We start from the raw sequence: 26,983 nt of genomic DNA, 5'->3' as shown, positions 1-26,983 counted from the left end.
TTAAAAACGATTGAGCAGGCTTTGCTTACGAGCCGGTGCCACATCCACTTCATTTCCATTGCTCATGGTGAGACGACCGCCCTTGCCTTTATGGTATTTGGTTACGTATTGAAGGTTGACCAGGTGAGATTTGTGAACACGCAGAAAATCGTAAGGTTCCAGTAGTTCCTCGTAAAATTTGAGCGGACGGCAAATCATCTTCTTTTTTCCACCTTCCAGGTAAAACTCCGTGAAGTTGTCGTTGGCTTTGCAATGGATAACATCCTTTACCCGTACCACTTCAAATCCATCCAAAACCGGAAGAACAACCTTGTGTAATTGCTTGTTTTCCACCTGGAAGTTGTCAATGAGTACCCGGGCGTTTTGTAGCTTATTTTTCTCAGACTGCTTTTCGCGAATTCGATCTACGGAAGCCACCAATTCGTCAATATCGATGGGCTTGAGCAGGTAATAAGAAGCACTCATGTTGAGTGCCTGCATGGCATACTGGCTGTAGGCTGTTACAAAGATGGTTTCAAAGCGAATGGTATCCAGTTGCTCCAACAGATCAAAGGCATTGCCAAAAGGCATTTCCACATCCAAAAACACAACATCCGGTTCGTAGCGAGCAATCAGCTCCATGGCTTCCTTGATGTTTTGGGCTTCTCCTTTTACCGTTACTCCTTCGCAGTATTTGGTAATAAAATGACGTAAGCTGTCGCGGCTTTCTTTTTCGTCATCAACGATAAGGGCTGTAAGGGGATTAAGCATGGATTAGATTTTTGGCGGGTATGGTCAAGGATACCCGTGTTCCGGTATTTTCCTGATCGGGATGCAAGTCTTCGATTAGAATGTCGTAATCGGTTTGATACAACCGGTTAATCAGTTTGATTCGATTCTCGGTATTTCTTAAACCGGTACTCTGGCTTTTCTGTTGGTTTTTGGTTTTCAGTTGCTGTGATTTTTGACGACCAATTCCATTGTCTTCAATAATTACTTTAAGGTCTTTATCAGCCATGGAAAAATGCACTTTGAGCTCTCCGGGTTCTCCTTCCAGGTAACGAAGTCCGTGCCAAACCGCATTTTCTACAAAAGGCTGCACCAGCATAGGAGGGATGTCGTATTGATCCGGATTTAGGTTTTCGTCCACTTCCAACTGGTATTCGAAGCGATCCTCAAACCGTGAATGTTCGAGCTTGAGGTAAAGGGCCAGTAGTTCCAGTTCATCTTTAAGAGGAACCAGTTCCTGCTTGGAGTTTTCCAAAACAAGGCGCATCAGTCTGGAAAATTCAGATAGGTATTTATTTGCTTTACGCTCTTCATTTCGGGAGATGTAACCATTCACAGAGTTGAGCGCATTAAAGATGAAATGCGGATTCATCTGGCTGCGCAAAGATTTCAAAGCGAGCATCTGGTTGGCCTTTCGTTTTTTCACCGATTCGCGATTGATTCGATAAAAGGCTAAAGAAAGGATCAGCAATCCACCGATGAGGGAGAAAATGATAACCCGCTGGTTAAAAATCTCCTGTTCGCGAATCTCCTGGGCCTGTTCCAGCAGAACAATCGTTTGTTCACTGATGCGCATTTCGTTTTCGATACTTTCAATCCGTTGAAGGCGATCGCTTATGGAGCTGTTGGGTTTCTGATTGGAGGCTAACCCATTTTGAGCCATTTGCGGTTGAATGCTATCCGTGATTTCTGCCCATTTTTGGTAAGCACCTAAGGCTTTTTCCGTTTCCCCATTGAGTTCATAAGCATGGGCATAATTACGGTACACCTGAGCTTGATTGGGTAATGGAAGGGTCGAGTCAATTTGATCCAATCCTTCCAAGGAAACGATGGCCTTGTTGGCATCTCCAACTTCCAGATAGGCGTCGCTCAGTTTTACTTTTTCTTCAATCGCTTCGTCCTCAATGCCCATTTCATCGAAGAACTTCAGGTTATCCTCACGCTGGGCAATTTCTTCTTCCTTTCGTCCCGTAGCATCATAATAGGAGGCCAGTTTTGATCGACTTTCGGCCAGTACTTCGGGAGGGGTAATCGAATCTGTGGCAATGTTAAATTGGGCGTTTTTTAGCACAGTATCGGCGATGCCTTCATTGCCTAATAAGGAGTTACTCGCTCCATAAATAATTTCCGCATCGTAGTTACGGAAGTTTCCTTCTGTTTGGGCTGAATTGAGAGCTCGACCACTGTAGTCCAGGGCTTGTACAGGTTCTCCCTTGCGCTGATACACTTCAGCAATCTTGGTTTGGATTTCACTCTTTCTTTGAAGGTCGCGGCGATTTTCCGCATCTTGTTCCAATTCGTCGTACAAAATCAAGACCTCGTCCCAGCGCTCCTGTTCTTGAACCGAAAGCGCCAAAAGCCATTTGATTTCGTGAATTGGATATAACGTGTCGTAGGCTTGGAGAGATTTGAAGGAACCCATTCTCGGGGCCTTCATTTTCTTTCTTTCCTGAACAATTAGCTCACTTTTTTCGAGAGGCTTTTCATATTTGGCCAGGGCTTGTCTGTATTTGCCTTCGGCCAAATCGAATTGACTCAAATGCTGGTTTACCTTTCCCAATACCGTGTAGCAATCGGCTTGCATAGGTAGGATATCGTTTTCCAAGCTGTAGTAGAGTGCCTTTTCCAACATATCCAGAGCAGCATCCGGGTCTTGGGCGTAGCTGCCATCAGCCTTGTTGAGCAGACGAACTCCTTCCTCCATCGATTGGATACGTTCCATTCGCTCTTGGGATGAAGATCTCTGGGAATACCCCTGAGACGAGAAAATCCCCAAGGCCAGAATTAAGAAAAGAAGGCGCAGTGCTTTCAACATGATCACAAATTAAACAGAAATCGAGGACTCTTCTTAATCAAAATGGTCAGGAAACCAGCTCAAATATCCTTTAAACCGATACTCTGATCCTTTTAACCAAGTGGATCGCCTTCGTTACCAAGTGAAGCTTTTGAGAGCCCTGAGTGCCCGGTAAATTTGAGAAAATCTTTGATCCTTCAAATTCCATTTATCATGAAAGCAATTCGAATAATATTGATGAGGCACAAGACCATCTGGACTCCAGCTCTGGTATGTGTATTCTTCCTTTCCTGTAGCAGACCCTTGGGCTCTCAAGGGCTTAGCCAAACTCAAATCAATGCTCCCATTCCGGATCCTGATCCAGAACCGGGCCAGCGAAATATCAAGGTGGCCATTCTGTTGGATACTTCTGGTTCTATGAATGGATTGATCGAACAAGCCAAATCGCAACTGTGGGCCATCGTCAACAAACTGGCCGACGCCCGCAGCAATGGGGTAGCTCCGAAATTGGAAATTGCTCTCTATCATTATGGAAACAGCACACTCCCCGGATCCAACGGTTATATCCAGATGCTCACCCCTTTGACAACAGATCTTGATTTGTTTTCTGAAAACCTCTTTTCACTAACCACCAACGGAGGAAGTGAGTTCTGTGGGCAGGCCATTCAAACTGCGTTAAGTCAACTGGAATGGAGCAACAACGAAGATGATTTGCAGATGATTTTCATTGCGGGCAACGAGCCTTTTACCCAGGGGCATGTTCCCTATGCAGAAGCCTGTATTGCTGCCAAGGACCGCGGAATTATTGTGAATACGATATTTTGTGGAGACCACCAGGCAGGAATTAATACAGCCTGGAAGAGTGGTGCCGATTTGACTTATGGCAATTACTCCAGCATTAACCACAATGCTCGTACGGTGTACTACAACACCCCATTCGATCAAGACATTGCCGACTGGAACTACCGACTCAATCAAACCTACGTGTGGTATGGAGCTGATGGAAAAACCTACTACGAACGTCAGGCCGCTCAAGATGAAGAAGCTACCAAATATGGGGCGGCCAACGTAGCTATGCGCTCCAGTTTCAAATCCAAGGCCAGTTATGAAAATAGCAGATGGGATTTGGTCGATAAGATGGAACAAGATTCTACGGTAATAAAAGAATTGAAGAACGAAGACCTTCCGGAGAATATGCGCACCATGGATTCAGAAGAAAGGGAAGAGTACGTTCAGGAAAAGGCCGAGGAGCGTAAAAAGATTCAAGCCAAAATTAAAGAACTAAATACCCAGCGAGAAGCCCACATAGCCGAGCAGAAAAAGAGTAATGCGATTGACCAGAACAATTTGGGTGAGGTGCTTATCGAATCCATAGTAACCCAAGCCAATGGCAAAAACTTCAAGTTTGAGTAGGACCTATCCGTAGAACCGATGCCGATGAAAAAGGGGAGAATCCAGGAACGAGCAAAAATGCTAAGCTTCCCCGAGAAGAAGAGCGATTTTAGATTCATGCCGAGCTCAATCCAGATTCTCCCTGTTATCGGTTTTGCAACTTGAAGGAGAGGACGGGAATGAAGACGAAGACGAGATTACCTTCAGTGATCGCTCGGCTCTGAGTTGGAGATTGAAGATTGGAGATTGAAAATTCAAGATTCTTCATACGTTTGCCCCATGCGTGCCTTGTCTCCATCTCAATGGGCTTTGGTTGCCACGGGTTTTCTACATATTCTGTTGATTGTATTCTTCTCCGGGCGACACATTCCTTTTTCTCCGGAAGAAAGGTGGAACCATGTAAAAATGGATTTTCAAACCCTGAAGGAAGCTCGACCTGAGCAGGTAATTGAAGAGGTGCATATTCCCAAAAACTACGAAGAACGAGGACTGGATCAACGAAAATACTCCGTAGCCAAAACCAACCAGGCGGTAAATGAAGCCACCGATGAGCTAAGCAAAGGCGAGCGGGAGCGCATTGAAGCAGAAATGGATGCCCAGGTTGAACAGATGGCCAAAGCAGCCAGTAAAACAGGATTTTTGGAAGGCAAAACTGGTGGAAACATGACCGGATCAATGTCGGCGAAAGAATCCAAAAAGTCTGAAAAGAAAAAGGCCGGCGACAAGGCGGGTAAAACCGATACGGGCAACCGACACAATCAGGAGACCAACATTAAGTTTAACCTCAATAATCCCAAACGTATCGAAGGAGCCATTGGGCTTCACAATCCAATTTACCGATGCGAGATAGGTGGAAAAGTGGTGGTCAATATTGTGGTCAATCGCTTTGGTGATGTGGTTCAAGCCAAGGTAAACAGCAAGTTATCAGAAGTCAACAATCCTTGTTTGTACGATGAGGCCAAGGAAGCTGCTTTGCTTTCCACCTTCAATGAAAGCCTCGATGCACCCGACAAACAATACGGTACCATCACCTATTTTTTTCCGGCGCAGTAGCTTAATTTGAAAAGGCCCAGGTTTGAGAAGGCAAAAGCAGTCTTTCGTAGACCTTAAAGTACTCCTTTGGCGTCAATGTGATTTTTAGTTTTCTTTACCTGAGTTTCTTAAAGGTTGGACCATGAGAGTTTTTCTGGCGACGGGTTATCTGGAACAACAGAGTGTAGTTTGAACGAATTTATCCCCAACAATCCATAGTGTTTAGAGTCTTTTTCATACTGGGCCTTATTCTCGCTTGTGCCAGCTGTACTGGACCGAGTGGAAGTGAAAAGTTTGATTATGGCCCATTTCAACTTCATGCCTCTGATGGTTGGAGGAAAGTAACTATTGAGGGATTCGATAGTTACGTTGGAGGTTTAACAAATGGAAAGGATACTTTAATCTTTGATTATGGTTGGTATTCAAATGACCTGAGTTATGTAGATCCCGAGAATCATTTATTCTCTATCGATACGATTAATGGAAAATTGGCCACTTTAATTAAACCAAGAGAGCCTGGGAATGGGGTCATTGGACTTTATATTGCGAATGCTTTTAATGAAAATCGTTTTAACCTGATTGGTCGAGACATTCAAGATGAAAGTGAGATTCTGCAAATATTCAAGTCCATAAGATTTATGGACAGCGATACAGCCCTTAATTCTCAAAATTTTGCTCACGGATTTTCATTAGATCGGTCTCCCTTTTTTGCGCAACAGTATTTTCGATCTAATTGTAGCGCTTGTCACCATCTTTCTAATCGTAGGTCAATTGGTCCCGGGCTTGGAAATTTAGATGAAGCACGTTTTAATCAATGGTTTTTGGATAGTAATTATGTTTACGCATCCCAAAATCAGAAGTATGAATCCGGTACCCAATACCACCGAAAATTGATAGAGTCATTGAGTCCTCAGGAAGTTTTTTTGATTAGAACATTTTTCAACGATAAAAAATGAAATTGATGGTTGGTGGTAGCAGTTTTCGTTGTGTCGATCAATTGTTTATCCTGAGTTTGCATGAGGCCGAAGAAAAAAATCTATAATTTGAACTGAGCATTTCCTTCCATGAAAATCATCCTAACATCCATAGGCACCCGGGGAGATATGGAACCCTTTTTGGCCATTGCCGAAATTCTCAAGGGTAGGGGACACCAGGTTATCTGTTTGTTTCCTGAGCAGTTTAGAAATCTTGCTGAAGATTCAGGATTTGAATTTGCCTCACTGGGAAGTGAGTTTATCGAGATGCTGGATAGTCCAGCTGGAAGGATTGCTATGGGTGGAGGACCGTTTGGCTTCAAAAAAATGCGGGCCTACCTCAAATTGGTTTCCCTGCAAAAGGAGGTCAACAAGAAGATGATCCTTCTTCAGGAAAAAATCATTGAAACAGAGCAACCGGATCGAATTGTACATAATGGTAAGGTGATGTATCCCATCATTTGGGGCTTGGAAAATAAGAACCGAAGAATATTGGTTACACCCGTGCCATATCTACATTATGTAAAGGATCATGCTCACGTGGCTTTCAACAAAAACTATGGCCCATTCATCAATAAATTAACCTACCAATTGGCAAATTTCGGATTGATCAAAACCATTTCGGGTTCGGTAAAGTGGCTGTCCAACCCTAAAAAGCTTAAGACCGGTGCGATCAAAAGAGCATTGTTTGAGAATCGAGCTATTTACACCGTTTCACCATCGCTTTTTAAAAGACCAAACTACTGGGGCGAAAACCTGCAGGTTTTAGGTTACCACGAGAGGAGCAAGACCATTAATTGGGAACCTTCACCGGAATTAGAGTCTTTTTTAAAACGCCATTCAAAATTGGTTATGGTGACTTTCGGTAGCATGATCAACACCAATCCCAAAGAAAAGACCCGAATCGTATTAGATATTCTGAAACGAAACAACATTCCTGCGATCATCAACACGGCCTCCGGGGGATTGATTGAACCGGATTCTTATGACCGCAACCAATTCCATTTCGTCAACCAAATTCCCTACGATTGGATTTGCCCAAAACTGTATGGAATGATTCATCACGGCGGTTCAGGAACCACCCATACGGCCATTAAATATGGTTGTGCATCCTTAATCATCCCTCACATTATCGATCAATATGTGTGGAACAGAATTGTATCCGAAAAGGGATTAGGACCTTTAGGAATAGATGTAAGCAAGATTACCGTTAAGAACTTAGAACCCAGAATGATCGATTTGTACACGAATTCAGCCTACAAGAAAGAGGCAGAAAGAATGGGAGCAGAAATGCAAAAGGAATCATTTAAGTCCGAGATTTGTCGGGTAATAGAAGAGTAATAGGTATCGGAATAAGATCATGACGGAATTGACAGATGAAGAGCTTCTTGAAGAAGCGAAGAAAAAGAAGAAAAGTAAGATGTATGATGCCGGTATTATTGGCCTTCTCATTGGCATTGGCTTATACAGCACCGTGTTTAACGGATTCGGCCTGCTTACCTTTCTACCCTTAGCCTATTTGCCCATTGCAGCCAGAAACAACACCGAGAGAGAGAAGTTGGAAAAGCTCCTAAAAGAACGTGGTTTGAAGTAAAAACCAAACGGGTTTTCCCTTTACATTTGATGGACTCATTTTCCTTATTCGGCTAATATGAATAGGGGAGATGATTGATTTTCGTTCCAATTCGTAAAGCATGAAAGTGGATATTATCGGAGCTGGTATTGGTGGATTAACAACAGCCATTGCCCTGGGGCAAAAAGGAATTGATACCCGAATTTATGAGCAGGCCAGGCAATTAAAATCGGCAGGCGCCGGTATCATCATTGCTAATAATGCCATGCAGGTGTATGAAAAATTAGGTTTGCGGGGTTTTCTGGAGGATAGTGGAAATCCGATTTCTTCTATGAACATTACGACCACCGGCTTGAAACGTATTTCTAAGATTGATCTGAAATACTTTGAACGAAAGTACAAGGTCAAAAATGTGGCTATTCACCGCGGTAAGCTTCAGGCCGTATTAATGGACCATTTGGATTCGTCGAAGCTTTTTCTGGATCACAAGCTATCGAATTTACAATCCAAGGGTAATCAGTATAAGCTTTCGTTTGAGAATGGAGTAGAGGTGGATGCTGAAGTGATTATCGGTGCCGATGGATTAAACTCTACTGTTAGGGAGCGGGTGTTTCCTGGAAAAACGATTAGAAATGCCAGGCAAATTTGTTGGCGGGGAGTAACTGATTTTGAGTTGTCTGCCCAGTATCAAAGTGAGTTAAATGAAGCCTGGGGTAAAGCCATCCGGTTTGGATTTGTACAAATTGCACCTCGACGTGTTTATTGGTATGCCTTGAAGACATTTAACCAATCGGCAAATGAGTTTAAGGTGGAGGATATTGAAGCCTATTTTCAGTCTTTTTCTCCTTTGGTTCAGGAAATCATCCGATCAACAGATAAGGCTCAAATTCACACGGCAGAAATTGAAGACTTACACCCTATCCACAAATGGTATGAGAATAAGGTCTGTTTGCTCGGAGATGCCGCTCATGCCACCACGCCAAATATGGGGCAAGGAGCCTGTCAGGCTATTGAAGATGCCTGGGTCATGGCTGAATACCTGGAACGACATGAGGCAGAGGAGGCCTTCAAAAGATTTCAGAAACATAGAATGCGAAAAGCGCATCACGTGGTCAATACCAGCTGGACCCTTGGAAAAATGGCACATTTAACTCATCCGGTTTTAATTACTCTACGCAACACCTTTATGCGGATGGCTCCAGAAGCGGCCAACAGAATGCAATCGAGCAAGATGTTTCGATTGGCTCCAATTAGCTGAACTTAAACCCTCCTATTTTGTCCTGAACTATTTTTTTAATAGACGCTATCGTCTAATTAAATGGTTTTGTTGATATTTGCTTTTATTAAACGGTGACGTCTAATAAAATGCCTAAGATAATTGCTACCAAGGAGCATTGGCTCGAACTCGGCTATCAGGAGTTTTCAGATAAAGGATCCGCAGGGTTGGTCATAGAAAAAATGGCTCAAAAACTCAAAGTCAACAAATCCAGCTTTTACTGGCACTTCTCAACGAAAAAGGATTTTTTAAAGCAACTGGTCGACTATTGGATTTTGGAGAATACCTCCAAAATCATTGAAGCCGTAAATGCCGAGAAGTCGGCTCGGGAGAGGTTCGAAAAGCTCATCGAATTATCCTTTAAAAAAGATCCCTACATCGACTTCTTCTTTTTCCTGAAGAAGCTTGCCAAAGCTGACAAAAAACTCTTTGATCTCATAGATTCAATTGATCGTCAAAGGATCGAATATACCAGTCAGTTGCTTGTTCAGATGGGATTTTCGGAAGAAGAAGCAAATCTCAAAGCCGGACTTTTCTACAAGTATCTAATTGGTTACCATGAAATGATTCGATACAAAAAGCAGAGCAAAGATTACCTGAAAGAAGTGAAAAAAGAATTGAGTCAATTTTTAGTCTACTGATATGAAAAAACGAAACATTTACCTGATCATCGCTGGTGTCCTCAACCTATTTACCGCCCTTCTTCATCTAATTGGTGGTCAGGTGGGTCTGGTTGAACCCATGCAAGAAAGCAGCATGACTTGGGCTGAAAAAACTCAGCTATTGGGAGTTTGGCATATGGTAACTGCACTTTTGTTTTACTCGTCCTTTATTCTGCTTAAAAAAGGGTTTAAAGGGCATCCCCATTCTAAGGGGATTGTCACCTTTATTGGTGTTTCATACCTGCTTTATGGACTTGGTTTTGTGGGGGCAAGTGTGTATTTGTTGCAATTTGCTCCACAATGGACTTTGTTAATTCCCATTGGAGCCCTGGCATTAATTGGACAACGAAAAATGGCATGAGCTTAATCAATAAATACCTGCCTAAGTTCAATTTCACGGAATATCACAGTATTCGAATTCAAGCCAGTTCGAAGGAATGCTATTCCACCGTTCTTGATCTTGATTTAGCGGAATCCAGAGTCATCTCCTTCCTCTTCAAATTAAGGGGCATGCCTTTTTCCAAAACCCGGTTTAAGGATTTTACAGAAGGGGCCAAGTTTACCTTGTTAGAGGAGAACGAACCACATGAATTTCTATACGGATTTTGGGCCAAGAAACACATTGAGTGGATTGCAGACAAAGAAGCCTACATCCAAGGCGGAAAGGGATACCGAATGCTAATTGCCTGGAATTTTGAATTCAAAGAGTTGGAAAATAACGAGTGTTTGGTGAGCACGGAAACACGAGTGAAATGCTTGACCACTGGCACCAAAATCATATTTTCCATCTATTGGTTTTTCGTCAAACCCTTTAGTGGCTGGATTCGAAATGAAATGCTACGGTTGGTAAAAAAGAAAGTGAATGAGAGACTATCGAATTAACGAAACATTCCCTTCTGTCCGAATAATCTTGTGATCCTGGCGGGTGTATTCCAACATCCAGGTATAAATGCCAATAGGTAGTTCTTCGCCAGTTTGCGGATGCGTACCATCCCAGCCATAACTTTGGTCGTGCGACTCAAAGACGATATGCCCCCAACGATCGAAGATGAAAAGATGGAATTCGGTAATGGTTCCACCAATTATTTCAAAGGTTTCGTTCAGCCCATCACGGTTTGGAGAAAAGGCTTTTGGAATAAACAAAGGACGGTCACACTGCCTGACTCGAATTGAATCAAAGGATTCACAACCGGCATCGTTACTCAGCTTAAATCGGTAAACGCCAGGTTCACTAATCTCACGGAATTCGCTACTATCTCCGTCCATCCAGACAATGGTAAAATCCTCACCATTCAAATCGTAAATGTCTGGTTGAGCAGGGAGCCCATCGCAAATGACAGTATCCAGAATGGGGCCCGGGACAGGGAAGGGAAGAACGACGACCTCAACTGAATCCAAATCTTCGCCACATTCATTGAAGGCTTTGGCCCAATAGGTTCCACTTTTCTTAACCAATCGAGTAGGGCTATTGGTTCCAGTGCTCCAGGAATGAGTCACATGGGGTTGACTGTCCCCTCTGAGTATGACGCTTTCTCCTTCACACATCCAGAGGCTATCTGGTAAATCCACTTTTGGCGTTTGAGCAGTGAATATTTCAAAAGTAGCCGTGTCGGTGGCACAGCGGTTGGTTACGGATATTCCATACACACCAGCTTCGGTAAATTCCCGAATTGAATCATGGCTATTGTCATCCCAGGTATAGGTTCCCTGAAAGGCGGTCAAATCCATGGTCCAGCTTTCACCGTTACACAAAACGGTATCGGTCGGAATATAAAACAGCGGTTTGGGAAGTTCGTCTACTTGGATGGATCGAGTCACGCTTCCGCAGGCATTGGTAACGGTAACTGTGAACATACCAGCGGTATCTACCATCATGGCAGGCTGCTGACTTCCGTTATTCCATTTGTAGTTGGAGTGCTGAGAAAAGGCGTTAAACAGCAGCGAATCTCCGGCACAAATTACGGTGTCGGTTGGAATATCGGGATTGGGAAGATCGATGGCCGTAATCTGGACAGAATCTCGATCAGTACCACAGGTATTGGTTACATCAATCCAATAGGTATTACTTTGATTTACATGCAAGGTATCCGTCTTGGCTCCGGAGCTCCACAGGTAGGTACTTCTGGGCCAAGTTGAGAATAGGGCCAGCGTATTCCATTTACAAGCCACCGTATCAGGACCAAGATTGGCTTGTGGAGGCATATCGTTGAGCACTCGGATGGTATCGGAAGAGGTATTACAGGTATTGTTTCCAGAAACCCAGTAGGTTCCCGCTTGATTCACCAGTCGAGGCGAAGCCGTACTCTGATCATCCCAAATAAATTGATTGGCACCAACGACCACGAGACCAATCTGCTGCCCTTGAATTTGGCACAGGGCCGTATCTTCTCCCAAATCAAGACGCAGGGTATCATCCACCTGAACGATTGTTTGTCCGGAATCTATACCGCATACGTTGGTTACCGTTACCGAATAGGTTCCCGTTTGTTTGACCCATAGAAGCGAGTCGGGCGACTGCGTGCTCCACAGGTATTGGGCATGGGGCGATCGAACTTCGAGTAGTACGGAATCGGTACGACAGAAGGCGGTATCTGTAGGAAGTTTTACATCTGGGACATCAATGGAATCGACCAGAATGGTATCCCGGAAAACGCCACATTGGTTTTCTACCTCCAGCCAAAAAGTTCCTCCGGTTTGAATTTGGGTAGTAGGGTGATTCGTACTATCCGACCAGGTATAATCCACTGAGTTCAGGCAGAAGGCGTTGGAATCACCAAGGATTAGGGTAGAACCCGCACACAAAACCGTGTCCTGCCCCAGATCAACTTTTGGAATTCCATCTATTTTCAGCGTATCCCAAATTGTGTCGGTTACCGCTCCGCGGTACAGATGAACTTGAATGGGGTAATCATTCTTATCCGGGTAAATGTGAATGGTCGTGTTTCCTGTTGCGGTGACGGGTTGACCATTAGAAGTATCACCAAACACCCAAAGGATGGAATCTACGCATTCGGTTCTGAAGTAGGTAAAAAAGGTGGTGTCGTCGGCACAAAATCCTTCGGTGCTGTAGAAGGAATTCAGCGTAAGTGATTTATCAAATCGCGGAAAACTATGAATCACATCAGGTCCAGGATGCCGGGAGTCAAAACTATGCAGTCGAGGGTATTCATCCTCGTGATAGTGCATGGCCTGGTTGTTATTACTGCTGTTGTAAATGGCATCCAGGTGGCCGTAGCAAAAGTCACGGGTGGTACCGCCATAAGGCGTTTGTGCTGTGGGGTCAACTCGTGAAATATAGATTTTTCGATCAGGGCCCAACTTCATATCCCGGAAGAAATGACCGTTGGAATAACTTCTCACGGTCATCCGACTACTGGCCAAAGCGGCTGTGGTTGTTGCTTGGGCATCAAAACGATAGAGAGTGTCATTGGAAGGGTGAACAAAGTGACGTTTGAGTGTGGTAAACAGATACTGGTTATCAGCAGAAAACTCCATGGCACCTAATCCAGCGTAATAGGCATCTTGGATGGACAAACTGTCATAAACCACGCTATCCAGTAGAGATTGAACCAACAACGGGTTGGATGGAACACCAGTAAGAATATCAAAGTCCATCAAGTAGATTCGGCTTTCGGCTCGGATGTTCTTCCCGCTGTATTCGTGGAAGTGATCGGAGTAAACAGCCAATTTTTTGCCATCCGTGGAAAAGCGCATTCCTCGTACTACGGCATCTTGAATAAAACTGGTATTGATCGGAGTTTTAATAAATCCTGTAGGGGTAAGTTGCAAGGTTTGGAATCGACTGTTGTAGATGTCGTAAATCACAATCCAATAATGCTCCGGTGCACATTGCAGGGTAGAAGCCATCAGGTTCCATTCTGCCAGTGAGACGTGCGAATACTCGTGACCCTTGAAAAATCCTCTGGGTCCCCATACATTCATCGCACCGGTGTAGGTATAAGGGCTTACCGTTGTTGGCAGAGTCAGTAAATGCTGCTTTCTGCTGATGACCCGGGAAATATTAGAATTCGGACGAACGACGATCTCGTCATAAAGTACTTTGCGGTTGGCAATGTCTTCGTAGAAAATGTACACCACCGTGTCGTTGCCTGGTTTTGGAATTCCATACCGGTAAGGGGTGGTTCTTATCGTATCATTCTGTGACCGATTCATCGGTAAGGGACCCGACCAAAAGGAACTGTAGGTACCAATGACCTGTTTCTTCCAGGTATTGCTGATTCGGTCGTCACTCGGAAATAGGCAGGCTGTACCCTGACGATTGGCTGAAATGGGAGCTTGAAAAGCCATATCCCGAATCCCATTCGGGTATTGAAACCAAAAGCGGGGAGCGCAACCTGTAAAGTCCATTCCAACGTAGCGCCAGCCCTGTACGTGATCGTTCACAAAGCTCGTAATCCACTGATCACCCATAGAGTTACGCTTCAACTGGCCATAGGAGTCCAATTGAAACAGAACCAAAACCAGGGCTATGGTCCAAGTATTCAGTAGATTGATTATGAAACGTTTGCTAAGAATCACGTAAAGTAAAAATACCTCAATTATCCAATCTCACAAGTCCATTCTTTTCATCCCCACTTTTCAATTTGTCAGACCCGCCGAATAGCTTGTGAAAAATATCCTTTCTAAAGAAAGGACCGCAAAAAAAGGCCAAAGGTTTGGTTCTCTATTTTTTAGGGCGTCAGTTCCCGAATTCGGGATTCTATCGTTTCCGCCACATTCTCCCAAGCGTATGTTGCAATTTGCGTGTCTTTTTTCCACGAAAAAGAGGGCCGATTTTCCGATAATAGATGGACCATCCTGGAGCGTAGATCGTCATAGTTTTGGTACAAATGCCTGCCTTTTGCTTCCTCGTTTAAATGCTCTGGAAATGCCAATCGATCGGGGAGTATTGGGTAGGTATTGCTGGCCATAGCTTCTACCGCGGAAATTCCAAAAAAATCCTGCCTGCTTGTAACGGGTAATAGATCGGCTCGCTGCAACCATTTTTGATAGTCTTCCTTGGATTCAACATAGCCCCAATGATCGATGCGATGCTTGAGTTTTGTTTTCGCCTGATCGAAAATAGGAGGGTACTTTCCCGTTTGTTCTCCCAATACAGCCAACCTGAAGTTCAATCCAAGTTTATCCAGGTCTACCATCAATCGGAAAAAGTCTTCCGGATTTTTGTCGTATTCCCAGCGGTGATTCCAAAGAATGAGTGGCGCTTCGTTGATTGTATTGTGTTGGTTTTTAGTGGGCTTTGGAATGTTCATGCCAATGGGAATAACCCGACTTTTGGCTCCGACTTTCTCTACATGATGAGGATGCGTATGGTCTGGAAACATCGAAATAAAGGAACGCAGACCTTCCAAAAAGGATTGACGATGATAGTGGGAATTAAACCAGATTTCATCGGCAGTTAGGCAAGAGGTGTAATTGATAAACCCGTAGTGGTGGTTGCGTTGTTTTTTTACATCTCCGTCCTGGTCAGACCAGGGGTAAGTGATTTGATTTTCATGAAAATACAGTACAACGGGAAGAGAATGGCTACGTTCACGGGTCAGGCTCAAAAAAGTGGTGAGGTCGAGCATGTCCGTGGCCAAAATGAGTTTTGGTTTAGGATTGTTTTCTAAAAACCGCTGGGCCAAGGTGATTGCGGCTCCATGCATTCGCCATTTCCAATGCCGGGCTGGTAGACTTAAAATCCTTACGGGAAGAGTTAGGTGATGAGTCAATTCTTCCGCCCATCGCTGATGCGAACCTCCGAAGAAAGGTTCGATCAATACTATTTCTTCATTAGCCTGCCACATGATCAATGGCCTTTCTTACACTGCCATGTTCGAGTAATAATTTTTGGGCTTGGTCGTAATCCACGTTAAGCGCATCCATTACCATTTTGGTTCCCCGATCCACCAGTTTATTATTGCTCAGTTGCATGTCCACCATACGGTTTCCCTTTACGCGACCAATTTGAATCATGGTAGCTGTGGAGATCATATTGAGTACCAGTTTTTGGGCCGTACCTGATTTCATACGAGTGCTGCCAGTCACGTATTCCGGCCCGACATTTACCTCAATTGGAAAATCCGCTTTCGCCACCATTGGGGCACCTGGATTGCAGGTAATGCAACCCGTTGGAATACCGTTTTGCTGGCAACGGTCCATTGCCCCAATTACATAGGGAGTGGTGCCCGAAGCGGCAATTCCCACCACCACATCATCCGGGCCAATTTGATGTTCCTGCAAATCCTTCCAACCCCGGTCGGGATCATCTTCGGCAAATTCAACCGCCTTTCGAATGGCTTGATCCCCGCCTGCAATTAAGCCCACTACCAATCCATGGGGAACTCCAAAAGTGGGAGGGCATTCAGATGCGTCCACAATGCCTAAGCGACCGCTGGTACCAGCACCTATGTAAAACAGGCGTCCACCTTTGTTCATTTGTTTCACTGTGCATTGAACCAATGCTTCAATCTGAGGAATGACTTGGGCTACAGCTTGCGGAACAGTTTGATCTTCCTGGTTCATGTCTCCAAGAATTTCAGCAACGCTTTTCTGTTCCAGGTTTTGGTATCGGGATTCGGATTCTGTAATCTTTTTCAAAATGTTGTTTTTGGACAATACCAAAGGTAGAATTCGGCTATATTTATGAGCTATCCTAGAAGTTCGCTTATGAAGAAAGTATTGTTAAGTGTTTGGATGCTACTATCCACGGTATTTGTCCTTGCTCAAAGTCCTGATTTGAGTTTGGGAATCAGGGATGTTTTGTATGGTGCCGAGCGATCGGATAAGTGGGTTGAAGTTTGGGTTTCCTTTCGGGATAAACCGGATTTTGAACGGCTCCGTCAAGAATTGAGTCAAGGCAATTATACTCCCCTCCAAAGGCGTAATAAAGTGTATCGCTTGTTACAGGAAGCGGATAAGCGTCAAACGGCTTGGTTCAGTCAATTGGATCAAAAATTTCCAGGTGGCTGGGAACTGGTGGACGATTATTGGATTTCCAATTCGGCCGTTGTTCGAACATCACCTCAGGTTCTTCAATACCTGGCTAAAAGTCAACAAGTAGCACATGTTTCCTTGTCCAACGAGTGGAACCTCACCTTTGATGAACCCGAACAAGTAAGCCCAACAAGTAAGGAGAGCGTAAACGGAACCGAGCCAGGATTAAGAGCTGTTCAGGCTCCCGAAATGTGGAAAAGAGGGTACACCGGTAAGGGACGTCTGGCTTTGATTATGGATACCGGATTCTGGCGAGACCATCCGGCACTTAAAGACAGTTGGCGGGGAAATCGTCGACCCTTGTCTGAAACCTGGTATGGATTTGACAGTCGTGTGCCCATTGATAAAGCGAGTAGCCACGGAACCCATGTTTGTGGAACGGTGCTGGGCCTTGATCCGGCCAACAACGATACCATCGGAGTCGCTTTCAATGCGGAGTTTATTGCGGCCGATCACGTGGTGAGTAATTTGAATGAAATTAAACCCCTCCACATCATTTCCAGAGCTTTTGAGTGGGCCCTCGATCCGGATGGGGATACCAATACGATTTCCGACGTGCCCGATGTGATCAACAACTCCTGGGGACATGCTCTTGATAGCAGTGAGATGATCTGTACCAATCCGATCGGAGATGCTTTTGAAGCTCTGCATCTGGCTGGAGTCGCAGTGGTGTTTAGTGCGGGTAATGATGGACCCGGTGCCAAAACCATTGGGAGTCCCGCGACCATTACCCGAAGTCCTTATTTGGTGTTTACCGTAGGTGCCATTAATGGCAATCAGCCATCCTACCCAATTGCGAGCTTTAGTAGCCGGGGAGTTTCTCATTGTGCTGACACTGGAAAACTGGCCATCAAACCCGAAGTAGTGGCCCCAGGAGTAAGCGTTCGCTCTGCTGTGGGAGACGATAGTTATGCCCAATACCAGGGAACTTCAATGGCCTCGCCCCATGTAAGTGGATGTGTACTCTTGCTCAAAGAAGCCTTTCCCAATCTGACCGGTGAGCAGCTACTTGAGGCCTTGTATCTAACTGCTCATGATTTAGGCGATCCAGGTGAGGACAATACCTATGGAAATGGAATGATCGATGTGGACAGTGCGTTTCGCTGGCTATCACAGATCCATACTCCGGTAGTGCCTCAGAGCTATTCGGAAGACGTGGAGGTAATTCTTTCTGAATATCCCGATCGTGATTCTATTTACTGTGATCATTATATCGATTACCGAATTCAAATTGTTAATCATGGAGCGAGACCCCTAGATAAGGATGAGTATGAAATGCGTTTGGAAATAACCGGACAGATGGCGCCTTTTGGACCAAAGCAGGATATCATGCCGGGAGATACTTTTGAGTATCATTTTGCATTTGCCTTTAACTTTCAAGGAAGTACACCTACTCAGTTTTTAGCTGATGTGGTTATTCTGGATACAACTCGGTCGGATGATCCGGAAAACAACTCGGTAGGTCACTATTTTAGCATTCTTCCCCCGAGTTACAACCCCTGGATAAACAAGATTGGTGGATAATCGAAAACCCCGATCGCGACGCTACCTGGACCTGGGCCGAATGGGAGGACAATGGTCAAACACAAGAAGCATGGAGATTACCCTTCTATACCATGCAAGGGCGAAACCAACAAAAGGATGCGCTCATTTCCGGACCGTTTAGAATGGAAATGGCCGATCCCAGGACCGTGGAAATTGAATATGCGCATACCTCAAGATCGTCTCAGGTTTTTAGCGATTGCATGAATATCTACCTCAAAGAGGCCAGCGGCGCTAATTTATGTGATACCAATCCGTGGGTTCTTTTCAATTCAGCCTGTGGGGATTCGCTAACAACCATACCGGATCAAACGACCTATTTCTTCCCTGGAGAAAACGATTGGACGACTCTCAAAATTTCTGATTTCGATTACGATAAGTTTTACATCAAAATTGAAGGGATTAATGACTTTGGTAATAATTTGTACGTTAGGAGTTTAGATGTGATTTATTCTACCTTGTCATCGGTGGAAGATTTAGGTTCCAAACCTACTTCCTGGTCCTTGTTTCCGAATCCGGTGGGCCAAAATCTTCAAATTGAATCAAAAGAGGAATGGGTAGCCTTAAGCATTTATGGATCAGATGGAAGATTACTAAAATCAGAAAACTCAGAGCCTTTTGTCAACTATGATCTGGACGTATCCGATTTGAACTCCGGTGTATACTTGTTGGTATTGACCAACAGTAAGGGTAGTTCGGAATCACAAAAATTTATCAAAGAATAGCAAGTTTCCGTTCCATCGGATAATCCAATTGTCCTTTATTTTGCGATCATGGAACCACTGAAAAACCTGATTAGTGAAAAGCTCATCCTACAATATGCGGATGAGATTCACGCCTTGCATGCTTCTTTTGATCGCAAGTCCTTTCTGAATGCTGTTTTAAATGAGCAATGGGAAGAGCGGGAATTAAAAGACAGAATCAACCACTTGGCAATTACTATTCATGAGCACATGCAATTGGATTTTAATCAGGAGATGGAAGTTTTGGAACAGGTTGCTGCCAATTTGCCTACTGGTTTTGAATTCATGGTTTTACCGACAGTTGTAGAAAAATACGGACTCGATGAGGTGACGCGTTCTCTCAAAGCTATTCACTGGCTGACCCGGTTTAGTACCGGAGAATTTGCCATTCGTCCCTTCATCAAAGCCGATCCGAAAGGAATCATGGATACGATGCTGAAATGGTCGAAGGATGAGAACGAACATGTAAGAAGACTCTCCAGTGAAGGGTGCAGACCCCGATTGCCTTGGGGAGGAAACCTCAAAATGTTTCAAAACGATCCGGCTCCCATTTTACCCATTCTCGAAAATCTGAAGAGCGATCCTTCCTTATATGTAAGAAAAAGTGTGGCCAACAACCTCAACGACATTTCTAAAGACAATCCTGAAATGGTCCTGGATATCGCTGAACGTTGGATGAAAAAGGCCACAAAAGAAACCCAATGGATTGTTAAGCATGCTTTGAGGGGACTTTTAAAACAACCTCATCCCAGAGCGCTCGAGCTTTTTGGATATGGAAATCCGGAAAAAGTGGTGGTGCGCAATTTAAGGCTGGATCAAGCTAAACCGAAAATGGGGGATACGCTCAACTTTGACTTTGAAGTAGAAGCCCCTCAAACAGGTAAATTGCGCATAGAGTACATCATCTACTACCAAAAGAAAAACGGCAAGCAGGCGCCCAAGGTTTTTCAAGTTTCGGAAGGCGAGTGGAAGAAAGGGGAAAAGAGGCTGTTTTCCAAAAAACAATCCCTGGCCGATATGACCACCCGAAAGCACCATCCGGGATTACACGATCTACGCATTCGCGTTAACGGAGAAGAAAAGACGAGTCAGGAATTTACTTTAATGGCCTAATGGAAAAGGATCCCAAGAAATCGAAGGAGTTGGCCCAGAATCGTCGAAAAGCTTACCGCAAGCTGACTAATCGATTGGGAAAAATGCCGGCTAAGAAACTGGATCCTCTTTTTCATGATTTGCACGATGAGGTGTTTGAAGAAATGGATTGCCTCATTTGTGCCAATTGCTGTAAAACCACGAGTCCGCTTTTTATTAATAAAGATGTGGAGCGGATTGCTGCACATTTAGGCATGAAGGCCTACGATTTTGAAAAGAAGTACTTACGTACCGATGAAGATGGGGATTTGGTTTTTCAACAGGCTCCCTGTCCTTTTCTGGGCGAGGATAACTATTGCTCGATCTATTCGGTGAGACCAAGAGCCTGTAGAGAGTATCCGCATACCAACCGAAAAAACATGTACCAGATTCTGGATCTGACTTTCAAAAATACCCGGGTTTGTCCTGCGGTATTGGAAATCTTTGAACGCCTTCCTCAAAAACTGGATTAAGCCTCCCATTTCCTTTTTTCGCCTTTGTTAGCAATGTTAAGCTGGCAAGCCTCTGATTTTCGTGAGCTTTCAATTGAGTGCCCAGCCGAAGGTTAAAGGATAATTAGGAAAAGTTTAAACCGAGTTAATATACGGTTGGTTGTAAGTGGTTGTTAATTAGTTATTTGTGATTTTGCAAGGTCTCTTTAGAATTAAAAAGGAGATAAGACAGGACTAACTTTCAAGGAAGAGCATCTCTGAACTTTTGTCAAAAATCACTGCAATGAAAAACATTTACACTTCAGCACTTGCTCTTTTGATCGGAGGTGCAGCCTTAGCACAGGCACCATTCCCACCATTGGAAGAGAATTTCTACGATTCTACAACACACACAACAGATTTGAAAGAAGTAGTAGTTCCTGCTTCTCCGCTTAAATACGATGTATTGTTCACGGGTGGAACAGACATGGTATTCAACAAAAATGGTCAGTCGGCAGTTGCCAAAGAATGGCAGGATTTTACCGGATATGTTCCCATCGACGGTAGAAGTGACTCTGGATTCGTAATCGTAAACCACGAAAGACTTCAAGCCGATGCCGTAAACGGAAACGGTGGTGGTATGACTGTATTTACTGCTCGTTTCAACAAGACTTCTAAAAAATGGGAAGTAGTTGATCCAGGAAACGGACAAAAATTCCGCAACGTAGATTTTACTGCTGTTGGTGGTACGGGTGCCAACTGTGGTGGTATTCAAACTGCTTGGGGTAAAGTATTTACCGCTGAAGAGTGGGGAAGTGCATTTAGAGACAATGCTACCATTTCAAGCTGGTCGGACACGACTGACTGGAATGTAACTTCCTTCAACGGATCGGCTGAAAACACAACCATTCCACGATACAAAAACTACCAGTACATGGTAGAGGTTGACGTAGCCAATGCTAAAGCCGTAAGAAAGAACTACAACATGGGACGTTACGACCACGAAGGTGGATGGATCGCTCCAGATGAAAAGACCGTTTACTTGTCAGACGATGCTTCTTCGGGATCTGTATTCTTCAAATTCGTTGCCGATCAAGTTCGTGATTTCTCCAAAGGACAATTGTATGCTTACAAGCAGTCTACCGATGGAAACGGCGGTTCTTGGTTAACCATTCCTATGGTTTTGGATTCTTGTATTAATGCTCGTAGCGTAGCCTTGCGCATGGGTGCTACCATCTTCATGCGTTTGGAGTGGGTTGATGGAAAAGGCGATATGGTTTACATCACCGAAACGGGTAGAGGTAAAGAGTTTAACATTTCAGGAGCAATGGCATTGGGTGGAAAGCCTGCCAAGCACTTGGCTGCTATGGATACTGACAACGATGGTAAAGCCGTGGATATGTTCGGTCGTGTATTGCGCTTCAACGCATCTAACAACAAAATGGAAATCATGCTTGAAGGTGGCGGTGATTTGGACGGAAACAACGTTCCAACCGGAAACCACTTGAGCTCTCCAGATGGATTGGCCATGGCTGAGATTAACGGAAAGACCTGGTTGGCTATCAACGAGGATATGAACCCAAAAGGAATGCCTGCTAACCCGGCTCACTTTGGTAGCAAATTGAACGAAGTTTACTTCCTGGATATTACGGGTGATGCGGCTGGTAAAACTTACCAGGTATCTGAATTGGTACGTTTCTTAGCGGGTCCAAAAGGATGCGAAACAACAGGTGGACGCTTTACTCCTGATGGAATGACTTATTTCGTAAACATCCAGCACCCCGATGCAACTCCAGGTGTTAACAACGCTCCATTCGATCACTCGGTAACCATCGCTGTTACTGGATTTGATGAGTTCCTTACTTTGGGTACAGCTCCGGAATTCAAACAAGAAAGCACTTTTTCCGTATGGCCTAACCCAGTTAGCCGTGAGCTTCACTTAAGCAAAGTAACCGACGTTCGTGTTATCGAAATGGCTACCGGTCGTGTGGTTAAAGTGAAAAGAAATACAAACGCATTAGACATCTCTACCTTGGCTCCAGGTACCTACGCGGTACAGACCATTGATGGTGAGGTGCAGAGGGTAATTGTAGAATAATAAAACCTCTTTTTTTATCATCAGGCGAAAGAATCCTTCAGGGTTCTTTCGCTTTTTCATTTTAGGACTATGAACATTCGTACTGCTCAATTACTAAGTCTTGTCGCCACCTTATGCATCTTACTGGCCTTTCGTTCCAACGGAGATCAGGCACCTTCTGATGTAGCCCGAGAAATTATGAACACCAGTTCCTCCCATCTTTTGGATGAACTAAATCACCTATCCCAAATTCTGAGGGATGGCTCGGAGGCAGAAAGGGAAGAGCATTTCAAAAAGGCACGATTGCACTACAAAAGAGCAGAAATGCTGCACGCCTATTTCTTTCCAGGCAGAGAGTCCTTTATCAACGGAGCACCTGTTATGCACTTTGAAACCGAAGTGCAGGTGGTGGACATGGAAGAGCCACATGGCTTTCAAGTATTGGAGGAAGCTTTGTTTGCTGAATCCACCCCTGATTACACCAAGGCCCAATCAGAAATTGAGGTTATTACCCACTGGATTAGCCAAAACCAAAAAGATTTTACCAACGTTTACCTCGAAGATCGCCAGCTTTTTGAAGCGGTAAGAGAGGAAATTATTCGCATTAATTCCCTGGGAATTTCTGGATTTGATTCTCCTGTTCTCAGCCATTCATTGCCAGAAGCACATGCTGCACTTAAAAGTTGCCTGGAATTGATCGATCCCTATTTTCATTCATCTCCTCAAACCGAGAAAATAGGAGCGGAAACCAAAGCGTTGTTTGCTCAAACTATTCAAAGTACCTCTTCCGGTGATTTCCATTCCTTTAACCGGGCCTTGTTTATCCGTAACTACAGCGACCCACTTTATGGAAACTTGCTCGACCTGCAACAAGCCAACCAGATTGAAACCCGTGATTTGGTGTACAACACGCCTCAACGGGTCAACTATTCTGCCCGATCCATTTTTGCAGAAGACTTTTTGGACCCAAACGCTTTTTCCCGATTCTCCTACATGAAGCCCAGTGAGAAATTGGTGGAACTTGGGCAGAAGTTGTTCTTCGATCCCGTGTTAAGCGGAAACAACAAAAGAGCCTGTGCTTCTTGCCACGATCCTAAAAACGGATTTGCTGATGGCGTTCCCAAAAGCCTGGCAATGGATGGGAAAGGAACGGTGGATAGAAATTCACCCACCTTACTCAACGCATCTTACCAAAACAACTTCTTCTGGGATTTAAGATCCGAACACCTCAACGATCAAATCGATCATGTGGTAAAAAGCGAAAAGGAATTTCACACCAACTACAACGACATGATCGCCCGTTTAAAGCAAAGTGATGAGTACCAAAAACTCTTTAACGAAGCCTACGAACGGGAAAACAAAGCCATCGGTATTTCGTCTATCAAACATGCGTTGTCCCAGTACATCAGAACCTTGAATGCCCTCAATTCTCCGTTTGACCAATACATGCGTGGAGAGACGGATGAAATCGATCCTGAGGTGCTGAAAGGATTTAACCTCTTCATGGGAAAGGCGGCATGTGGAAGTTGTCATTTTGCCCCGATGTTCAATGGTACTGTACCTCCGCGATTTACCGAAACTGAGGGTGAAGTCTTGGGTGTAGCGCAGACTTCTGAAAACAAAACACTGGACCCTGACCCAGGACGATATGGAATTCAAACCGCCTACCATAATCCTTACCTCAAAGGTCAATTTAAAACGCCTACGGTTCGCAATGTTTCCATTACAGGACCCTATATGCATAATGGTGCTTATGCAACCTTGAAGGAGGTCATGGAATTTTACAACGAAGGTGGTGGCGAAGGTTTAGGATTAGATCCGCTGCACCAAACCCTGGCGGCGGATAAGTTGGATCTGTCTGATCAGGAAATTCAGTCCGTCATCACTTTTATGGAAGCCCTTACCGATACTTCTCGGGTTTTTGAAATCCCTGGTTCCTTGCCTCGATTCCCAGAGTCACTCTCGTGGAACGATCGCAAAATAGGAGGGGAGTATTAGGCTATAAATTCACGGATATGCCGGTTGAGGTTCTCCGGTTTTTCTTCCTGCAAGAAGTGGCCAGCGTCGACCTCCTTTATCGTGGCTTCCGGTATTAGTTCCTTCCAGCGATCGAGGTATTCCTTTTTAAGGAATTTGTCGTGACTTCCCCAGATGAGCATTTTGGGAACGTCTTTAAGAAGACCCAGTTTTTGCTTTTGCTCTTCATACCAATCTGATGACCCGGCCAGGGCTTGAGCCAGGTGATAGGGGCCTGTTCGGTCTGCTGATTTGGAAAAAGGAAAACCATAGTGCTTTTTGAGATCCGAGGTCAGTTTCTTGCGATCGTGAAAACCTTGCGGCAGCAGGACACGGGAGGAGAAATTCATCTTGTAGTACAGAAACCGGCCAAGCCAGCTATTCACTAAGCGATCGATCTTTTGAACCGCCGGATCTTCCTGGGTGCTCCAGAGCCAGGTATTGAGAACCACAATCCGCTTTATTCGCTCTGGATTTTGCAAAGCCATTCCCCATCCAATAGGGCCGCCAAAGTCATGAACAACCAAGGTAATGTTCTTGAGATCCAGATCATTTACCAGATTGCTTAGTTGTTGGGCATGAAACTCAGGGTTAAGCTTACCTTCCTTCGGTTTATCGGATAGTCCAAACCCCAGATGATCCGGAGCAATGCACCGGTATTGATCCCGAAATGCACGAATTTGATCGCGGTACAAAAACGACCAGGTAGGTGTTCCATGGATCCACAAAATGGGATCTCCCTGGCCTTCGTCTACGTAGTGCAATTTACCGTGACCCGTGTTGAAATAGTTTTCGGTAAAGGGGTATTCTTCTGCGTTAAACCAGCTGTTTTTTTTGAGTGGATGCATTTCCATAAACCAAAATTTTAAGCAAATCTACCAGGAGGCAAATCAGAAAATCTTGGTCTATATCATGATTACAATTGTACCGTACCCAGAAGTTTGCTGAAATTGCTTGGAGCCATACCCAAATAGGAGGCCAGGTGCTTATGCGGAATCTGATTCAGAAGATGAGGACTGCGCTGCAAGAAGGTCTTAAAACGCTCTTCAATGCTCAAGGCCAGTAATTCATAGTGGCGGTGAATAAAGCCAATCAAAATTTGCTCGGTAGAAATTCGGAATAGCCGTTCAATCGAGCGGTGCTCTTCCAGAAGAACCTCCAGCTGTTGCCGGGGCATTCGCAAAAAGCGGGATGGTGTTATGCATTCCAGGTAATACAGCGATGGCGTTTGTGTGATAAAGGACTCCGGAATTCCCGAAAAGGAGGGAGCATAGGTAAAGGCAATGACGTGCTCTTTATCGTCTTTGATGTAGTAAGAGCGTTGAATTCCTTCGGTTACAAAGTAGATGTAATTCTCCACGTCGCCCTCTCTGGTGAGCAGCTGCTTTCTACTGGCTTCAAAAGGTTTCCAGGCATCCACAAATTCTTCCATAACCTCTTCTGGCAGGGGGTGGATGTAGTTTAAAAAGGCGATGAGTGATTCCCGTTCATTCATGAAAACAAGATACGTTAAGAAGATTAATTCACAGGTTCAGGATTAAATCGCAGGGTGTGAACCACGGGTGGTTTTTTCATTTTGATAAAAGTGGCAGGAACGGCAATGGCCATAAATAGGGCATATAGCCAGATAATTCGGGTGGTCCCAAAATGGGCAATCATTCCCAAAAGTCCACCCCACTTGCGTTCATATTCCATATTCATCGATTCATACCAAGCCATTTCAGTTTCGATGTCACGAGCAAGAAGGAAGAGTACGATACAAACCAAGGTGAGTAGTAATACGGACCAAAGCGGTTTTTTTGCGGCTCTAAATCGGGAATATTCATCCAGCTGATAATGGACTCGATCTACTTCTTGAAGTTGCTTAAATACTGCCTGTAATCCCCGGTTGTTGTCCATTCGAATGATTTCCTCCGAATCTTGTCCAAAGCGAATGAGCAAGAAGGGTTTACCTACTTTCCATTCCACGGTTTTGATGTAAGAAAAGGGAATGCTTAGGGCACTTTTTGGAATCTCGCCATTTTTCAAATCGCGGAGAACCCGTGGCATTTTTTCATCCGAGGGATTGAGCTTGTAGAGCTTGTTGTTGCCCAGGGCAATGATGGAATCGGCCGATTTGTTTCGATTGGTCCAAATGGAATCCATGAAGCGTTGTTTGCTCAAATGTATTGCATTCAATTTGAAGTTGTCATTGGATCGTGCTTAGCTAGATAACCGTTTTTAAGGAAGAATGCGGTATTTGTTTCCGGAGCGTCTGCTGTTCAACTAAATAATGAGTAGTATTTACTCCAAAAAAGAATTTGTTTGAACCCAATGTACTAATTTCGGTTTGACCGATAATAACTAAAAAATG

23 protein-coding genes are annotated in these 26,983 nt (G+C 44.4%); 15 read left to right on the top strand and 8 right to left on the bottom strand.

The window, feature by feature from the left end; all coding sequences use genetic code 11:
* Together KFE98_20795 and KFE98_20790 are read right to left on the bottom strand one after the other, a co-directional pair.
* A complete protein-coding gene (locus tag KFE98_20795; protein ID UTW62411.1) occupies positions 1-750 on the bottom strand; it encodes a response regulator transcription factor in 750 nt (249 codons plus the stop codon).
* Complete coding sequence (locus tag KFE98_20790) at positions 743-2,803, bottom strand: histidine kinase (GenBank protein ID UTW62410.1); 2,061 nt, start codon at positions 2,801-2,803, stop codon at positions 743-745. Before KFE98_20790 ends, KFE98_20795 begins: the two co-directional genes overlap by 8 nt.
* A 192-nt stretch (positions 2,804-2,995) precedes the next feature.
* On the opposite strand from KFE98_20790, the gene KFE98_20785 reads away from it, so the two are divergent.
* The 9 genes from KFE98_20785 to KFE98_20745 all read left to right on the top strand — a co-directional run bounded on the left by KFE98_20785 (position 2,996) and on the right by KFE98_20745 (position 10,573).
* Complete coding sequence (locus KFE98_20785) at positions 2,996-4,195, top strand: VWA domain-containing protein (protein UTW62409.1); 1,200 nt, start codon at positions 2,996-2,998, stop codon at positions 4,193-4,195.
* Positions 4,196-4,420: 225 nt separating this feature from the next.
* Positions 4,421-5,227, top strand: a complete 807-nt coding sequence (locus tag KFE98_20780; GenBank protein ID UTW62408.1) for a hypothetical protein — start codon at positions 4,421-4,423, stop codon at positions 5,225-5,227.
* A 197-nt stretch (positions 5,228-5,424) separates the two neighbouring features.
* Positions 5,425-6,162, top strand: coding sequence for a hypothetical protein (locus KFE98_20775; GenBank protein ID UTW62407.1), 738 nt, complete (start codon positions 5,425-5,427; stop codon positions 6,160-6,162).
* A 108-nt stretch (positions 6,163-6,270) separates the two neighbouring features.
* On the top strand, positions 6,271-7,521 hold the full coding sequence (locus KFE98_20770; protein ID UTW62406.1) for a glycosyltransferase family 1 protein: 1,251 nt from the start codon (positions 6,271-6,273) through the stop codon (positions 7,519-7,521).
* A 19-nt stretch (positions 7,522-7,540) separates the two neighbouring features.
* Positions 7,541-7,774, top strand: coding sequence for an FUSC family protein (locus KFE98_20765; GenBank protein UTW62405.1), 234 nt, complete (start codon positions 7,541-7,543; stop codon positions 7,772-7,774).
* Positions 7,775-7,874: 100 nt separating this feature from the next.
* Positions 7,875-9,011: an FAD-dependent monooxygenase gene (locus KFE98_20760; GenBank protein UTW62404.1), complete on the top strand. Its 1,137-nt coding sequence runs from the start codon at positions 7,875-7,877 to the stop codon at positions 9,009-9,011.
* A 107-nt stretch (positions 9,012-9,118) separates the two neighbouring features.
* Positions 9,119-9,670 carry a TetR/AcrR family transcriptional regulator gene (locus KFE98_20755; protein UTW62403.1) on the top strand — a complete coding sequence of 184 codons (552 nt, stop codon included), beginning with the start codon at positions 9,119-9,121 and terminating at the stop codon, positions 9,668-9,670.
* 1 nt (position 9,671) lies between these two features.
* Complete coding sequence (locus tag KFE98_20750; protein UTW62402.1) at positions 9,672-10,052, top strand: hypothetical protein; 381 nt, start codon at positions 9,672-9,674, stop codon at positions 10,050-10,052.
* A 149-nt stretch (positions 10,053-10,201) separates the two neighbouring features.
* A complete protein-coding gene (locus tag KFE98_20745) occupies positions 10,202-10,573 on the top strand; it encodes a hypothetical protein (GenBank protein UTW62401.1) in 372 nt (123 codons plus the stop codon).
* Here KFE98_20745 and KFE98_20740 read toward each other — a convergent pair.
* From KFE98_20740 to murQ, 3 genes are all read right to left on the bottom strand, one after another.
* Positions 10,562-14,230: a gliding motility-associated C-terminal domain-containing protein gene (locus KFE98_20740; protein ID UTW62400.1), complete on the bottom strand. Its 3,669-nt coding sequence runs from the start codon at positions 14,228-14,230 to the stop codon at positions 10,562-10,564. The two genes, KFE98_20745 and KFE98_20740, sit on opposite strands and share 12 nt — an antisense overlap.
* A gap of 152 nt (positions 14,231-14,382) precedes the next feature.
* A complete protein-coding gene (locus tag KFE98_20735) occupies positions 14,383-15,501 on the bottom strand; it encodes a DUF3524 domain-containing protein (protein ID UTW62399.1) in 1,119 nt (372 codons plus the stop codon).
* Positions 15,488-16,294 carry an N-acetylmuramic acid 6-phosphate etherase gene (murQ, locus tag KFE98_20730; protein UTW62398.1) on the bottom strand — a complete coding sequence of 269 codons (807 nt, stop codon included), beginning with the start codon at positions 16,292-16,294 and terminating at the stop codon, positions 15,488-15,490. Before murQ ends, KFE98_20735 begins: the two co-directional genes overlap by 14 nt.
* Before the next feature lie 69 nt (positions 16,295-16,363).
* On the opposite strand from murQ, the gene KFE98_20725 reads away from it, so the two are divergent.
* The 6 genes from KFE98_20725 (at position 16,364) to KFE98_20700 (ending at position 24,612) form a co-directional block, all read left to right on the top strand.
* Positions 16,364-18,214 (top strand): S8 family serine peptidase, encoded by a 1,851-nt coding sequence (locus KFE98_20725; GenBank protein ID UTW62397.1) that lies wholly within the window; start codon positions 16,364-16,366, stop codon positions 18,212-18,214.
* A 92-nt stretch (positions 18,215-18,306) separates the two neighbouring features.
* A complete protein-coding gene (locus KFE98_20720; GenBank protein ID UTW62396.1) occupies positions 18,307-18,957 on the top strand; it encodes a T9SS type A sorting domain-containing protein in 651 nt (216 codons plus the stop codon).
* Between the two features lie 48 nt (positions 18,958-19,005).
* Positions 19,006-20,088: a DNA alkylation repair protein gene (locus KFE98_20715; protein ID UTW62395.1), complete on the top strand. Its 1,083-nt coding sequence runs from the start codon at positions 19,006-19,008 to the stop codon at positions 20,086-20,088.
* Positions 20,088-20,579, top strand: coding sequence for a YkgJ family cysteine cluster protein (locus KFE98_20710; GenBank protein UTW62394.1), 492 nt, complete (start codon positions 20,088-20,090; stop codon positions 20,577-20,579). Before KFE98_20715 ends, KFE98_20710 begins: the two co-directional genes overlap by 1 nt.
* 262 nt (positions 20,580-20,841) lie before the next feature.
* Positions 20,842-22,635 carry a DUF839 domain-containing protein gene (locus KFE98_20705; GenBank protein ID UTW62393.1) on the top strand — a complete coding sequence of 598 codons (1,794 nt, stop codon included), beginning with the start codon at positions 20,842-20,844 and terminating at the stop codon, positions 22,633-22,635.
* A 69-nt stretch (positions 22,636-22,704) separates the two neighbouring features.
* Complete coding sequence (locus KFE98_20700) at positions 22,705-24,612, top strand: cytochrome-c peroxidase (protein UTW62392.1); 1,908 nt, start codon at positions 22,705-22,707, stop codon at positions 24,610-24,612.
* Here the strand turns inward: KFE98_20700 and KFE98_20695 are convergent.
* The 3 genes from KFE98_20695 to KFE98_20685 all read right to left on the bottom strand — a co-directional run bounded on the left by KFE98_20695 (position 24,609) and on the right by KFE98_20685 (position 26,775).
* The gene (locus KFE98_20695) at positions 24,609-25,478 is read right to left on the bottom strand and encodes an alpha/beta fold hydrolase (GenBank protein ID UTW62391.1); all 870 of its coding nucleotides are present in this window, start codon (positions 25,476-25,478) and stop codon (positions 24,609-24,611) included. The genes KFE98_20700 and KFE98_20695 overlap by 4 nt on opposite strands.
* 68 nt (positions 25,479-25,546) lie before the next feature.
* Positions 25,547-26,125 (bottom strand): Crp/Fnr family transcriptional regulator, encoded by a 579-nt coding sequence (locus KFE98_20690; protein UTW62390.1) that lies wholly within the window; start codon positions 26,123-26,125, stop codon positions 25,547-25,549.
* A 23-nt stretch (positions 26,126-26,148) separates the two neighbouring features.
* Entirely contained in the window at positions 26,149-26,775 is a 627-nt protein-coding gene (locus KFE98_20685; GenBank protein ID UTW62389.1) for a hypothetical protein, read from the bottom strand.
* Positions 26,776-26,983: the final 208 nt, after the last annotated feature.

It is taken from the genome of bacterium SCSIO 12741 (assembly GCA_024398055.1).
Lineage (GTDB): Bacteria > Bacteroidota > Bacteroidia > Flavobacteriales_G > Salibacteraceae > SCSIO-12741.
The sequence above is the reverse complement of the archived record's forward strand: the minus strand, read 5'-3'. Positions and strand labels throughout refer to the sequence as shown.

Bases quoted from the DNA above. Each gene is read 5' to 3' on its own strand.
- KFE98_20755 (UTW62403.1), top strand. From the start codon at position 9,119: ATGCCTAAGATAATTGCTACCAAGGAGCATTGGCTCGAACTCGGCTAT.
- KFE98_20770 (UTW62406.1), top strand. From the start codon at position 6,271: ATGAAAATCATCCTAACATCCATAGGCACCCGGGGAGATATGGAACCC.
- KFE98_20745 (UTW62401.1), top strand. From the start codon at position 10,202: ATGCCTTTTTCCAAAACCCGGTTTAAGGATTTTACAGAAGGGGCCAAG.
- KFE98_20690 (UTW62390.1), bottom strand. From the start codon at position 26,125: ATGAATGAACGGGAATCACTCATCGCCTTTTTAAACTACATCCACCCC.
- KFE98_20790 (UTW62410.1), bottom strand. From the start codon at position 2,803: ATGTTGAAAGCACTGCGCCTTCTTTTCTTAATTCTGGCCTTGGGGATT.
- KFE98_20685 (UTW62389.1), bottom strand. From the start codon at position 26,775: ATGGATTCCATTTGGACCAATCGAAACAAATCGGCCGATTCCATCATT.
- KFE98_20710 (UTW62394.1), top strand. From the start codon at position 20,088: ATGGAAAAGGATCCCAAGAAATCGAAGGAGTTGGCCCAGAATCGTCGA.
- KFE98_20765 (UTW62405.1), top strand. From the start codon at position 7,541: ATGACGGAATTGACAGATGAAGAGCTTCTTGAAGAAGCGAAGAAAAAG.
- KFE98_20705 (UTW62393.1), top strand. From the start codon at position 20,842: ATGAAAAACATTTACACTTCAGCACTTGCTCTTTTGATCGGAGGTGCA.
- KFE98_20715 (UTW62395.1), top strand. From the start codon at position 19,006: ATGGAACCACTGAAAAACCTGATTAGTGAAAAGCTCATCCTACAATAT.
- KFE98_20760 (UTW62404.1), top strand. From the start codon at position 7,875: ATGAAAGTGGATATTATCGGAGCTGGTATTGGTGGATTAACAACAGCC.
- KFE98_20750 (UTW62402.1), top strand. From the start codon at position 9,672: ATGAAAAAACGAAACATTTACCTGATCATCGCTGGTGTCCTCAACCTA.
- KFE98_20725 (UTW62397.1), top strand. From the start codon at position 16,364: ATGAAGAAAGTATTGTTAAGTGTTTGGATGCTACTATCCACGGTATTT.
- KFE98_20700 (UTW62392.1), top strand. From the start codon at position 22,705: ATGAACATTCGTACTGCTCAATTACTAAGTCTTGTCGCCACCTTATGC.
- KFE98_20695 (UTW62391.1), bottom strand. From the start codon at position 25,478: ATGCATCCACTCAAAAAAAACAGCTGGTTTAACGCAGAAGAATACCCC.
- KFE98_20785 (UTW62409.1), top strand. From the start codon at position 2,996: ATGAAAGCAATTCGAATAATATTGATGAGGCACAAGACCATCTGGACT.
- KFE98_20720 (UTW62396.1), top strand. From the start codon at position 18,307: ATGCAAGGGCGAAACCAACAAAAGGATGCGCTCATTTCCGGACCGTTT.
- KFE98_20735 (UTW62399.1), bottom strand. From the start codon at position 15,501: ATGTGGCAGGCTAATGAAGAAATAGTATTGATCGAACCTTTCTTCGGA.
- KFE98_20795 (UTW62411.1), bottom strand. From the start codon at position 750: ATGCTTAATCCCCTTACAGCCCTTATCGTTGATGACGAAAAAGAAAGC.